This is a genomic window from Flavobacterium sp., assembly GCF_028712645.1.
Taxonomy (GTDB): Bacteria; Bacteroidota; Bacteroidia; order Flavobacteriales; family Flavobacteriaceae; genus Flavobacterium.
This window is the reverse complement of sequence record NZ_JAQTPQ010000095.1, coordinates 1-12,330: the sequence shown is the minus strand read 5'-3', so window position 1 is coordinate 12,330 and position 12,330 is coordinate 1. Positions and strand designations below refer to the sequence as shown.

11 protein-coding genes and 1 pseudogene are annotated in these 12,330 nt (G+C 30.8%); 2 read left to right on the top strand and 10 right to left on the bottom strand.

From position 1 onward, the window contains the following. The 3 genes from PHC28_RS08895 to PHC28_RS08885 all read right to left on the bottom strand — a co-directional run. Window positions 1–440: glycosyltransferase (locus PHC28_RS08895; RefSeq protein WP_300098918.1), on the bottom strand; the 440-nt coding region annotated here is incomplete at its 3' end. 58 nt (window positions 441–498) lie between these two features. Further along, window positions 499–1,317 (bottom strand): 3-methyl-2-oxobutanoate hydroxymethyltransferase, encoded by an 819-nt coding sequence (panB, locus tag PHC28_RS08890; RefSeq protein ID WP_300098916.1) that lies wholly within the window; start codon window positions 1,315–1,317, stop codon window positions 499–501. 573 nt (window positions 1,318–1,890) lie between these two features. Further along, window positions 1,891–3,192, bottom strand: a complete 1,302-nt coding sequence (locus tag PHC28_RS08885; RefSeq protein ID WP_300098913.1) for a DUF819 family protein — start codon at window positions 3,190–3,192, stop codon at window positions 1,891–1,893. A 277-nt stretch (window positions 3,193–3,469) separates the two neighbouring features. On the opposite strand from PHC28_RS08885, the gene PHC28_RS08880 reads away from it, so the two are divergent. After that, window positions 3,470–4,042: a M15 family metallopeptidase gene (locus PHC28_RS08880; protein ID WP_300098921.1), complete on the top strand. Its 573-nt coding sequence runs from the start codon at window positions 3,470–3,472 to the stop codon at window positions 4,040–4,042. On the opposite strand, the gene PHC28_RS08875 is transcribed toward PHC28_RS08880, so the two are convergent. The 7 genes from PHC28_RS08875 to tsaD form a co-directional block, all read right to left on the bottom strand. After that, the gene (locus PHC28_RS08875) at window positions 4,043–4,609 is read right to left on the bottom strand and encodes a hypothetical protein (protein WP_300098910.1); all 567 of its coding nucleotides are present in this window, start codon (window positions 4,607–4,609) and stop codon (window positions 4,043–4,045) included. It abuts the gene before it with no gap. A gap of 4 nt (window positions 4,610–4,613) precedes the next feature. Next, the gene (locus PHC28_RS08870) at window positions 4,614–5,792 is read right to left on the bottom strand and encodes a class I SAM-dependent methyltransferase (RefSeq protein ID WP_300098907.1); all 1,179 of its coding nucleotides are present in this window, start codon (window positions 5,790–5,792) and stop codon (window positions 4,614–4,616) included. A gap of 2 nt (window positions 5,793–5,794) precedes the next feature. Beyond that, the gene (locus tag PHC28_RS08865) at window positions 5,795–6,886 is read right to left on the bottom strand and encodes an AI-2E family transporter (RefSeq protein WP_300098904.1); all 1,092 of its coding nucleotides are present in this window, start codon (window positions 6,884–6,886) and stop codon (window positions 5,795–5,797) included. A gap of 77 nt (window positions 6,887–6,963) precedes the next feature. Next, window positions 6,964–7,920, bottom strand: coding sequence for a zinc metalloprotease (locus tag PHC28_RS08860; protein ID WP_300098901.1), 957 nt, complete (start codon window positions 7,918–7,920; stop codon window positions 6,964–6,966). Window positions 7,921–8,301: 381 nt separating this feature from the next. Beyond that, window positions 8,302–8,940 carry a DUF4159 domain-containing protein gene (locus tag PHC28_RS08855; RefSeq protein WP_300098898.1) on the bottom strand — a complete coding sequence of 213 codons (639 nt, stop codon included), beginning with the start codon at window positions 8,938–8,940 and terminating at the stop codon, window positions 8,302–8,304. Between the two features lie 5 nt (window positions 8,941–8,945). Continuing rightward, window positions 8,946–9,653: a 16S rRNA (uracil(1498)-N(3))-methyltransferase gene (locus PHC28_RS08850; RefSeq protein ID WP_300098895.1), complete on the bottom strand. Its 708-nt coding sequence runs from the start codon at window positions 9,651–9,653 to the stop codon at window positions 8,946–8,948. A 3-nt stretch (window positions 9,654–9,656) separates the two neighbouring features. Next, the gene (gene tsaD / locus PHC28_RS08845; protein ID WP_300098892.1) at window positions 9,657–10,679 is read right to left on the bottom strand and encodes a tRNA (adenosine(37)-N6)-threonylcarbamoyltransferase complex transferase subunit TsaD; all 1,023 of its coding nucleotides are present in this window, start codon (window positions 10,677–10,679) and stop codon (window positions 9,657–9,659) included. Between the two features lie 243 nt (window positions 10,680–10,922). On the opposite strand from tsaD, the pseudogene PHC28_RS08840 reads away from it, so the two are divergent. Next, a pseudogene (locus tag PHC28_RS08840) lies at window positions 10,923–12,330 on the top strand (translocation/assembly module TamB); the annotation flags it as partial.

Here is a 12,330-nt window from a genome sequence, read left to right as displayed (position 1 = left end):
ACAACTCTTCCTATCAAAAACCGACTATTTTCACGCTCGATTGTAGAGCCAATTTTTCTGATTCGCGAACCAAAACTAAAGATTATTTCGCCTTGTAAATCATTCCGAAGTTCAATGAATTCTTCTAACGTAGTTGCTAAATCAGCATCTAAATAACCTATGTATTGGTGTTGGAAATTTGTATTACAGTAATTAATTCCCAATCTAACAGCTTCAGCTTTACCTGAATTTTTTTCCAAAGAAAGAACGTGAATTTGATTTTCGTGTTTTGACTTTAAAACATTTAAAACTTCAAGAGTTTTATCTGTAGAACCATCATTTACAAAACAAATAAATACCTCAGGATTATTCACCAGAAAATTCGAATATTCACTATTTGAGATACCCTTTTCTTCATTATAACAAGGTATAACAATGCTGGTATTGGGAATTATTGGCATATTAAAGGTTTTATTTTATTAAAAAAAGAATGCTTTTTTAATCAATTTAGCTCAAAAATTAATACTGCTCCTTTTCATTCGGAAAATCACTCGACTTCACATCGGTAACATATTGTCCAATGGCTTTTGTCATTCCGTCATATAAATCCATATAGCGACGTAAAAAACGTGGACTAAATTCATTATTCATTCCTAGCATATCGTGAATGACCAAAACTTGCCCATCAACACCGCCACCGGCTCCAATTCCTATAACTGGAATCGAAATACTTTTGGCTACTTCTTCGGCTAAATGCGCTGGAACTTTTTCGATAACAATTGCAAAGCAGCCTAATTTCTCTAGCAATTTTGCATCTTCTATCAATTTTTCGGCTTCTTGTTCTTCTTTGGCCCGAACAGTGTAAGTTCCAAATTTATATATGGATTGTGGTGTTAAACCCAAATGTCCCATTACAGGAATTCCAGCATTTAATATTCTCTTGATAGATTCTTTAACTTCGCTTCCGCCTTCCAGTTTCACAGCGTGACCGCCACTTTCTTTCATAATTCGGATGGCAGAACGCAAGGCTTCTTTTGGATCTGATTGATAACTTCCGAAAGGTAAATCGACCACGACAAGTGCTCTGTGAATGGCACGAACAACCGAAGAAGCGTGATAAATCATTTGGTCTAAAGTTATCGGCAAAGTTGTTTCGTGACCAGCCATAACATTCGAAGCAGAATCGCCTACTAAAATCACATCGACACCAGCGGCATCAACAATTTTAGCCATTGAATAATCATAAGCAGTTAACATAGAGATTTTTTCTCTATCAGCTTTCATTTCGCTTAATGACTTTGTGGTAATTCTTTTATAATCTTTTTTTGCTGCTGACATCTTGATTTTTAATTTAGGATGTAAAAGTAGTAAAAACAAATTCTTTTGGAACAAAAAAAAATGGATTTGACAATTATCAAACCCATTTTGTGTAATTTCTATAAGGAAACCCGTTGGGTGTAATTCCACATATTCTCAACCAGAATTACACTCGTGCTATTACGCAACAGTTTAACAATCGGCCTTGCAAAGAGCGAATCTAATTTAAGCTTTTTTTATGTGCTGTAATCGTTAGCTTAAGGAGTCAATTTGTAGCGAATATGTGGAATTACACCCAACGGGTCAAATAATAATAACAAGTTGGAATTTAAAATATTGAAATCTTCTATGCAAAATTAAAAGTCGAGTAAAATAAAAAAATAGAATCCGTATCATCAGTGTCCTAAAAATGGGTCAATCCTAAAACCTTTGGAGTGACAAAATTTAAGTATAAATATTAGTTAGCCTGAAAAGGAAGAATTCTATATTTCGTATCCCTCTAAATTGGGATCTAAAAGCTTTTATTTTGGCATTTTAAACAATTTAAAATTTCAGACGTCCAACAAAATATATTTTAGACTTTAAAATGTTTGTTTAAGAAGTTATTATGCGCATTAATTCTGCAGTCAACATTGCACCGTATGTTCCAATCACATAGCCAAAAACCGCCAATAGAACACCAACTGAAGCCAAAGAAGGATGAAATGCTGCAGCAATAACTGGTGCAGAAGCAGCTCCACCAACATTTGCTTGACTTCCAACAGCTAGAAAAAAGAAGGGAGCTTTTATTAATTTTGCAACGAGGATTAGTAATAGCGCATGAACGGTCATCCAAACAATACCAATCAAAATTAATCCAGGATTATCTACTATTTTTCTTAAATCCATTTTCATTCCTATAGTTGCAACTAATATGTATACAAACAGACTTCCAATTTTGCTGGCACCCGCACCTTCATATTTTTTGAATTTTGTGAATGACAAGGTGATGCCTAAAAGAGTGGCAATACTTATCATCCAAAAGAATTGTGAGCTAAACGAGGAGAATGCAGAACTTTTATCACTAACAGATTTAAAATTTTTTACTAAAAAAGCCGAAATTACATTTCCTCCTAAATGAGAAATTCCTACGACTGTAAATGCAATTGATAAAATAATTATTAAATCAGATAATGTAGGATTTCGTTCAATTTTTGAAGCATATGAAGATACTTTCTCTTTTAGTGTGTCTATTGATGAAGTATCAGATTTTAACCATTTATCGATTTTTACAGATTTCCCGATTCCAATTAATAAAATTGCAGTCCATAAGTTTGCCACAATAATATCAACCAGAACCATTCCACCATATTTTTTTGGATTGTATTCGTAAATTTCAAGCATAGCAGCTTGATTTGCCCCTCCGCCAATCCAGCTTCCAGCTAATGTAGCTAAACCACGCCAAACTGCATCAGGACCAACTCCACCAACTGTTTCTGGAGAAATAAAGGAGATTAGCAGAACGGCAATTGGACCTCCAATAATAATTCCAGCAGTTCCTGTTAAAAACATAATCAATGCTTTTGGACCTAAATTAAACATAGCCTTTAAATCAATACTTAAAGTCATTAATATTAAAGCTGCTGGCAATAAATATCTGCTTGAAACCTGATATAAATTTGATTCTTGCTTAACGATTTCGCCTATTTGATTTATAGTTTCCCATTCGGGTGCAATAATACCTACCGAAGTAAAGAGCGCAGGCAGTAAATATACCATTAATAGCGCAGGTACAATTTTATAAAACTTTATCCAACCATTATTTTCACTTGAAGAGGTGTAAAAAACAAAACCAAGGGAAAACATTAAAATTCCAAAGACAATAGTATCATCTGTAATAAGTGGAGTTGTATTCATATAAATTTTCAGTTTTGGCTAAAATAATATTTTTTTAATGAATATTGATTGATATATGGGTTTACAATTTTTTATTTATAAAGGGTTTTATTTTGTATTCGATATAAAATAAAAAAAAACATTGGAAATCCTAAAGATAATTCTCTTAAAAATTCATTTATTTGGTATAATTTTATAAAAAATTGTATTTATGACTTTCTATATCAAACCCTTATTTCTTTTTTTTACGATTTTTAGCTTGTTCTCCTGTAAATCTCAAACGCTAGTTTCGGATAGTATGACTAAAAATCAATCCATTATCAACGACACTACATTTGTGAATTTGAAAGACTACAGCAAAGATTTTGTTTATGATATGAAATATGCCACTTCAGATAATTTTTTGAAAGCTAAAGTATATGATTGTGCGGAATGTTTTTTAAGGCTGAAAACCGTGAAAGCATTGATTGTTGCCAATAATTCTTTTATGAAAATGGGTTATAAAATCAAATTATATGATTGTTATAGACCGTTGGATATTCAAAAAAGAATGTGGAAAATTGTGCCTAATCCATCTTATGTTGCAGATCCAGCTAAAGGTTCCATTCACAATAGAGGAGGAGCAGTTGATATAACTTTAGTTGATTCTAATGGAGAAGAACTCAATATGGGAACGACTTTCGATTTTTTTGGAATCGAAGCCAGTCATAATTATCAAAATCTTTCTCAGGAAATAAAAGACAACAGGGAATTATTAAAAAATACGATGATAGGAAATGGATTCAATTTTATTGACTCAGAATGGTGGCATTACAATCTAAAATCAGCTTTGAATGATAAAGTTTCAAATGTAAAATGGAATTGTGAATAGTTATTCAATACAGTTTAAATACTTGATAAAGTAGGTTTCTGGTTCATATATCTGATTGTTTAACTCTGATTGAAATTCTTTTTTAATAACATAATCTTCAATATCAGTCAAATATTTTATCCTCATTAAATTTACTGGTGAACTTTTAAGATCTTCGAATGATCCTTTCAAAAACAAAAAAGAACCTTGTAGAATTCTATTGTCAAAACCATTGTCATCTCTAAGCAATGAGCCACAATTTTCCTGATTAATGTGTAACAATGTTATTATTTTTCCATTATTCAACTGCAAAAATAATTTTGAATTTTTATCAAAACAATTGGCCTTCATAAAATCTTTGCTTTTTTGAATAAGTTGTAAGTTCAAAGTTGGCGTACCATCAGTTAATACTAAAGCGAAAAAAATATAATTAGTGTTTCCTGCAAAATTCTTTTCGTAAATCATATATTCCTTGGTTGACTTATAAGTTCCAATGGAATCAGTGACATCTGTACTATATTCACAAGGTTTTTGGGCAAATATATTACTACTTATTAAGAAAAAAATTACTAAGGCTACTTGTTTCATTTTATTATATTTTTCTGCAAATTAAAACTATTTTATTGTCATTTTCATCAGTTGTGAAAAAACAATATAGATTTCCACCATCTTTTATTTTCCACTTTTTCCGAATACTTTCAACAGTATCAGGAAAATTGCGGGTTGTGATATTAGCCTGTTTGTTTTCTAAAAAGGACTTCATATCATTTTTGTTGTATGGAATAGATTTTTCAATTTCAAAAATTCTTCCCGGAAATGAAATTAGATTTGAATTCGTGTATAAATGCGAATGTTTGTGCAGTTTGTTTAGTTTATAAAAAATTCCCACTTCGTCAAAACCACCTGATTTCATTATAGCACTATTAGGTTCATATAAATAATTTTGAGGTAAATTATAAGTTGGAAATTGAGTTTTTTCGTTTAGTACAAATTCAAAAACATCTGATTTCTCCTTTAAAATATTGATTGTTTTTATGTTTATTTTTCCAGTATGACCTTTATGTATTTCCCATAACAATTCTTTTACTTCATTTTCAACCGCAACGATGTGTATTGTTTTTACATTTTTTAGTTCTGATAAACCTGCAGCAATATCGAGTAGAGGAGCTGTTTTTATTAGAATAGAATTCGAATATTGAAATAACAAATCAAGATTTTCAGGAATGTTTGGCAAACAATCCTGAAGCATAAAAACTTTGCCTTTGTCATCATTTCTTCTGGATGGATCAATATAAATCCAATCCCAATTAGTATTTAATTCTTTTAATGTCGAGAAACTATCACCAGGAAAGCAAGTGATATTCTTGACCTTTAATTGTTCGAAATTGTGTTTTACAGTAGTTGAGAGCTCAGTATTTATTTCGCAATGCGCTACTTTTTTTATTTTATTAGCAAAATAATAATCGTCGATACCAAAACCTCCAGTCAAATCTATTAAACTTTCGCCAGAAACAATTTCAGCTTTATAAGAAGCAGTTTTTTCAGATGAAGTTTGTTCTATTGAGATTTTGCTTGGGTAAATAATGTTTTCGGTAGTAAACCAAATAGGCAATTTTAGTTTTGCTTTTGTTTTAGCTTCGATTTGATTTAAGATAGATAACCATTCAACATTTGGAAATGGATTTTTTTGCAATGCTAATTTTGCAATATTTTTATCAATATTTTCATTGATAAATAATTGAATTTCAGGAGTTAAAATATTTAAATCCAACACTAAATATTTTTAGTTAACAACTGAATTACTTTATTTTCTGGAAAAAATTCTTTTCCAATTACTTTCAAAATAGTATATAAAGGAACTGCGATAACCATTCCTAAAATGCCAGAAAGAAATCCTGCAATTAGAATGATAAGAAATATTTCTAAAGGATGTGAACTAACACTTTTAGAAAAAATAAGTGGTTGTGAAAAGTTGTTATCTATAATTTGAACTATCCAAAACCCAATTAAAACATAGATTGTGGTTGGTAAAATTTCGGATTGAAAATCACTTCCTAAATTGTTTAACATTGTTAAAATTGCAGCTAAAATAGAAGCTATAATTGGGCCAATATAGGGAACAATATTTAAAACAGCACACAAAAAGGCTATGATGAAAGGATTTGGTATTCCAAAAATGAATAATACTATTAGATACAAAAGGAAAACAATAAACAATTGGAGTAATAGACCAATAAAATAGCGAGAAAGTAGATGGTTGATTTTATGAACGGAATTCAAAATTTTGTCTTCCTGACTATCAGGAATCAATTTTTTTGCTCCTTCAAGAAATTTTAATCCATCTTTTAAAAAGAAAAAAGTAATAAATAAAACGGAAGCCAATCCAATTCCAAAACTACTTATAGTTTCTAAGATTGTATTTAAAAAGTTAGGTATAAAATTAAAATTTATCGAGGAAGATTGACCAGTTTCTGTAATTATTTGTTTGGTATCAATATGATAACTTTCTAAAAAAGAAGTTGTTTGATTTACTAATTCAGTTATATTTTTATCAATTTCAGAAGACTTTAAAAGAGATAAATTTTGTCCTTGTGATGAAATTAGTGGAATGAACATCATTACAAAAACGGCAATAAATAAGATGAAAATAAAAAGTGTAGTGATAGTAGCTATGATATGCTTGAATTTCAATCTAGTTTTTAAGAAATCAAGAATTGGATTTCCAATTAATGTGAGAATCAAGGAAACTACAAGATAAATTAGAACTGATTGAATTTGAAATAAAAAATATAATGATATTGCAACTAAAACTAAAAAAAGGATTGCTTTTAAAATTCCATTTGCTATTATTTTTGAAGTTATCATCTGTTGATTATTATTTTGATAAAGATAAAAAAAAACTCGCTAACAAGTAGCGAGTTTTATATTTAGATAAATAAATATTATTGTCCTATCAAAGCTCTTGGTCCACCTGAAGCAAAGATTGCTGTCATTCTTGATTTTTGACCATTTGTAAACATATACATTCCTCTGTCATCTGTATAGTCCATATAGTTCATAGTCATTTCATTATGAGCTGGTAAACAAGTACTTACATAAGGATACGTTGGAACACCAAAATTTGAAGTTTTAGCAACAGGAGTATCTGCAACTAAATCATCACCACAAGAGGCATCGCCCCAAATATGACGTAAATTCATCCAGTGACCAACTTCGTGTGTTCCTGTTCTTCCTAAATTATAAGGATAACTTGCAGCACTTGATAAACCAAAATATTTAGAATCAATTACAACTCCATCTGTTGCTGTTGAGCCTCCTGGAAATTGCGCGTACCCCAATATTCCACCTCCTATTGTACAAGCCCAAAGATTAAGGGTTGTGGTTGGAGAAGTAGGATTGATTCCGCCTTGTTTAGATTTTTTCATTGTATCTCTGGTTCCCCAAGATGTTTTTGTAGTTGATTTTCTAATAATGCTTACCAATTCAAAAGTGATATCAACATTTGCTTTTACTCCAGACCATTCAGCAGGAACGCTGTTGAAATCTGAGTTAGCGGCTGTGTAATCTTGGTTCAATACATCAATTTGTGATTGAATTTGAGCATCTGAAATATTTTCGGCAGCGGTTTTGTACAAAACATTTACTACAACAGGAATTACAATTTTACCATTTACCAATTTAAAATTAGATCTGGAAATAGTACTTTGTGTGAAAGCCTCAATTTGATTCATTCTGATTGCTAATGTTGGATCAGCTGCTAATTGAGCTTCAAGAACATCTTGTGAAGCACAAAGTCTGTGGGTAATAGCACTAGTTGCTGGAGTCGATGAATCAGTCGTGTCATTTTGACAAGAGAATAGCACTAAAATTGCTGCTGCTGATAAAAAGATTTTTTTCATAATAAGTTAGGTTTGTTAAAAATTAAATATTTGGGTTAATTATTCGACAATAATATAACAAATTTGTTAATACAGCAAATTATTTTAATAAAAATTTCACACTATAACGATATAGTGCTAATATAAATGCAATTTGGAGTTAATGAAGTGATTTCTTTAATAATATTGGAATATATTAATTATGGGATTAAGTGTTGAAATGTGCCGTTAGGCACTAAATATTGATAGAAAACAGGGATTGTAATAGATTTAGCGTTCTGTAGGTACGCAATATTTGTCTTTTTGTTGCGTACCTACGAAACGCTCACAAATTTTGAATCAAATTACTACCAATATTTAGTGGCTAACGCACTATAATTAGAATTTCAACCCTTGTTCGCATTAATTATTAAAAATATAATTAATAATATTGGCTCCCATTTTTAAAGCTTTATCTCGAACTTCCGTGGGATCATTGTGTACCTCTGGGTCTTCCCAACCATCACCTAAATCACATTCAAAAGTATAAAGTAAAACTAATCTGTTTTCAATGAAAATCCCAAAAGCCTGTGGCCGTTTGCCGTCGTGTTCGTGTATTTTTGGTAATCCATTTGGGAACAAATAGGGTTTTTGAAAAATTTGATGATTGGAAGGAATTTCGATTAAGTCATTATTTGGAAAAATTTTCTTGATTTCTTTCCTTATATATTGATCCATTCCATAATTATCATCAATGTGAAGAAAACCTCCAGAAAACATATAATTTCTTAGATTATTTATATCGGCATCACTGAAAACAACATTTCCGTGCCCAGTCATATGAACAAAAGGATAGGAGAATAAATCAGGACTACTCGGTTCTACTAATCCTGGCTTCGATTTTATTTTGGTATTGATGTTAGCATTACAATATTTTATCAAATTGGGTAACGAAGTTGAATTTGCATACCAATCGCCACCTCCTTTATATTTTACCAAGGCAATTTCTTGGGAAAATGAAGTGATAGAAAATAATAGAAATAAGAAATATTTTTTTTTCATAATTATCAATCTTCATTCACAAAAACTACACTATGACAAGCCACAACGGCAGCGGTTTCGGTTCTTAATCGAGTATTTCCAAGAGATACTGGAATGTAATTGTTTTCGAGAGCCAATACTATTTCTTTTTCAGAAAAGTCGCCTTCAGGGCCAATGAGCAAAGTAACATTCTCGTTGGGTTTCAAAACTGATTTTAATGATTTTTTGTCCGTTTCCTCACAGTGAGCAATCAATTGAAGACCATCGCTTTTTTTATTTAAAAACTCTTTAAATGAAATTGCTTTATTCAATTTAGGAAGAAATAACACATTCGATTGCTTCATTGCAGTCAATAAAATTTTATCAAATCTTTCTGAGTTTATCACTTTTCGTTCCGAGCGATCACATATAATAGGTGTGATTTCGTGAATTCCAATTTCGGTTGCTTTTTCTAAAAACCATTCATAACGATCATTCATTTTTGTGGGTGCAACAGCCAGATGCAAGTGAAATTTAGAAGGCACAGCCTTTTCTACAGCAAGAATTTTTACAGTGCATTTATTGTCCGATGCCAAAGTGATTTCAGTTTTGAATAGCAATCCTAAACCATTGGTTACAAAAAGAATATCGGCATCTTTTTTTCGTAATACTTTAATGATATGTTTGCTTTCTTCTTTGTCAAAAGAAAAGTTTTCTGTAGTTTCGTTTATAGTTGGATTATAGAATAATTGCATAATTTAAAATTGAATTCGTGCTTTTGAAACTACAGACGAAGTTTCGAAATTTTTAGATAAAAACTTTTGATAACCTACAATTCCAATCATTGCAGCATTATCGGTGGTGTATTCAAATTTGGGGATGAAGGTTTTCCAATCGTATTTTTTTTTGGCTTCTTTCAAAGCATTTCTAATTCCTGAATTGGCCGAAACTCCTCCGCCAATTGCGATTTGATTAATTCCAGTTTCTTTTACGGCCATTTTCAACTTGTCCATTAAAATTTCGATAATTGTATATTGAATGGAAGCACAAATATCATTTAGATTTTTATCAACAAAGTTGGGATTTTCTAGCTTTTTCTTTTGGATAAAATATAAAATGGCGGTTTTCAAACCAGAAAAACTAAAATCTAATCCAGGAACTTTTGGTTTTGTAAATGCAAAAGTTTTTGGGTTTCCAAGTTGTGCATATTTGTCAATCAAAGGACCGCCAGGATAGGGAAGACCTAGTATTTTTGCGCTTTTATCAAAAGCTTCCCCCACAGCATCATCAGTGGTTTCTCCAATGATTTCCATATCGAAAAAGTTATTCACTCTCACGATTTGAGTATGTCCGCCAGAAATTGTTAAGGCAAGAAATGGAAATGTTGGTTTTTCGTTTCTTTCATCCTCTATAAAATGGGCTAAAATATGAGCTTGCATATGATTTACAGCAATTAATGGAATCTCTAGGGCCAAAGACAAAGATTTTGCAAACGAACTTCCTACAAGAAGTGAACCCATCAATCCTGGACCTTGAGTAAAGGCAATTGCCGAAAGTTGTTCTTTTTTTATGTTCGCTTTACGAAGCGCAGCATCGATAACCGGAACTATATTTTGCTGATGCGCTCGTGATGCAAGTTCAGGAACTACTCCGCCATATTGATTATGAATCAATTGATTAGCCACAACATTCGATAAGACTTTGTCGTTATGCAAAACCGCTGCAGCTGTGTCATCACAAGAACTTTCGATAGCAAGAATAAAAACCTCGGAATTTTGCATAAAAAGGCACAAATTTTGAATTATATTTGACAATCCGTATATTAATATTTACGGTGGAGCCAAAATTAAAGAATTTTTATTGAATCGGCTCTGGTTTCTTAAAGCAAAACAAAATTTTAAAAGAAAAATTAAAAAATAAGAGGTATCAAAAAAACTGAAAAAATAGTAAGCGTCAAAAAAATTTTAAAAGTACTACATCGTTCCTTTCTTGGACTTATTGTGCTATTATTGGTGCTTGGTATTGTGCTTTCATTGCCTTTTGTTCAAACAAAAATAGCTCAATATTTTACGCAAAGTATCAATAAAGACTTTGGAACAAATATAACTATCGATGAAGTTTCAATCTCGATTTTTGGAGGAGTTAAACTCAAAAAAGTCTTGATTCTTGATCATCACAAAGACACTTTGATTTATGTTAACAGGATTAAAACTAATTTAATAGGTGGTAAAAAGTTATTAGATGGCGATTTAATTTTTGGAGATATAGAATTAGATGGATTTCTTTTTAATTTGAAAACTTACAAGAACGAAAAAGAAACGAATATTGATGTATTTATTAATGCTTTTGGAACGGGAAAGCCAAATGGAAAGCATTTTTTACTTACGGCTAAAAATGCAAAAATCACAAATGGTCATTTTATTTTAACAGACGAAAATAGAGAAATACCAAAGGATGTAGACTTTACTAGACTTAACGCTTCTATTAGTGATTTCAAACTTTATGGACCTAATGTTAACACAATAATAAACAAATTATCTTTTCTGGATCACCGAGGAATATTTGTGGTCAATTTGAGCTCAAAATTTAGTTACACAAAAAAAAGAATACAACTTGAAGACCTTGATTTGCTGACAAAAGAATCCAAGATAAAAGGAACGGTTTATTTGAATTATAAGATTGAAGACTTCTTAGATTTCAATAATAAAGTACAATTTGATGCTAAAATCAATTCTTCGTCAATAGCTTCAAATGACATTCGATGCTTTTATAAAGAATTAGGCAGAAATCAACATTTTGATGTTAAAGCAACTCTTAAAGGGACTTTGAACGATTTAAATTTATCGAATTTGAAGTTGGTCGATTCAAAAAAATCTCAAATAATTGGATTTATAAATTTCAAAAATCTTTTTCCAAAAAAAGAACAGCAATTTTATATGAATGGAAAATTTAAGAAACTTTCCTTGACTTATGATGACCTTGTAACTTTACTTCCAAATGTTTTAGGTAAGAAATTGCCAAATAATTTAAAAAAACTCGGTGCATTTACAATTATTGGTAATACTCAAGTTACTAGTTCCTATATCAATGCTAATTTTTCTATGTCAACTGAAATAGGCAATGTGCAATCCCATTTGGCAATGAAAAATATTGATTTTATTGATAATGCTTCTTATACTGGAAATGTTGTTTTGGGGAATTTTGATATTGGAACATTTTTAGACAGAACCGATGTCGGAAAAGTAAGTATGAATATTGATGTGGATGGCAAAGGATTTTCTGAAAAATATTTGAATTTATCTATTAAAGGTGATATATCGAAAATAGATTATAAAAATTATTCCTATAGTAATGTAGCTATAAATGGCAATTTTAATAGGGAACAATATAAGGGTAAAGTTTCGGTAAACGATCCAAATTTGAATATGACTT

What these genes read in the sequence shown, in the direction of transcription:
- PHC28_RS08885 (WP_300098913.1), bottom strand. Translation starts at nt 3,192, where the DNA reads ATGAATACAACTCCACTTATTACAGATGATACTATTGTCTTTGGAATT.
- PHC28_RS08860 (WP_300098901.1), bottom strand. Translation starts at nt 7,920, where the DNA reads ATGAAAAAAATCTTTTTATCAGCAGCAGCAATTTTAGTGCTATTCTCT.
- PHC28_RS08865 (WP_300098904.1), bottom strand. Translation starts at nt 6,886, where the DNA reads ATGATAACTTCAAAAATAATAGCAAATGGAATTTTAAAAGCAATCCTT.
- PHC28_RS08850 (WP_300098895.1), bottom strand. Translation starts at nt 9,653, where the DNA reads ATGCAATTATTCTATAATCCAACTATAAACGAAACTACAGAAAACTTT.
- PHC28_RS08855 (WP_300098898.1), bottom strand. Translation starts at nt 8,940, where the DNA reads ATGAAAAAAAAATATTTCTTATTTCTATTATTTTCTATCACTTCATTT.
- PHC28_RS08880 (WP_300098921.1), top strand. Translation starts at nt 3,470, where the DNA reads ATGACTAAAAATCAATCCATTATCAACGACACTACATTTGTGAATTTG.
- panB (WP_300098916.1), bottom strand. Translation starts at nt 1,317, where the DNA reads ATGTCAGCAGCAAAAAAAGATTATAAAAGAATTACCACAAAGTCATTA.
- PHC28_RS08875 (WP_300098910.1), bottom strand. Translation starts at nt 4,609, where the DNA reads ATGAAACAAGTAGCCTTAGTAATTTTTTTCTTAATAAGTAGTAATATA.
- tsaD (WP_300098892.1), bottom strand. Translation starts at nt 10,679, where the DNA reads ATGCAAAATTCCGAGGTTTTTATTCTTGCTATCGAAAGTTCTTGTGAT.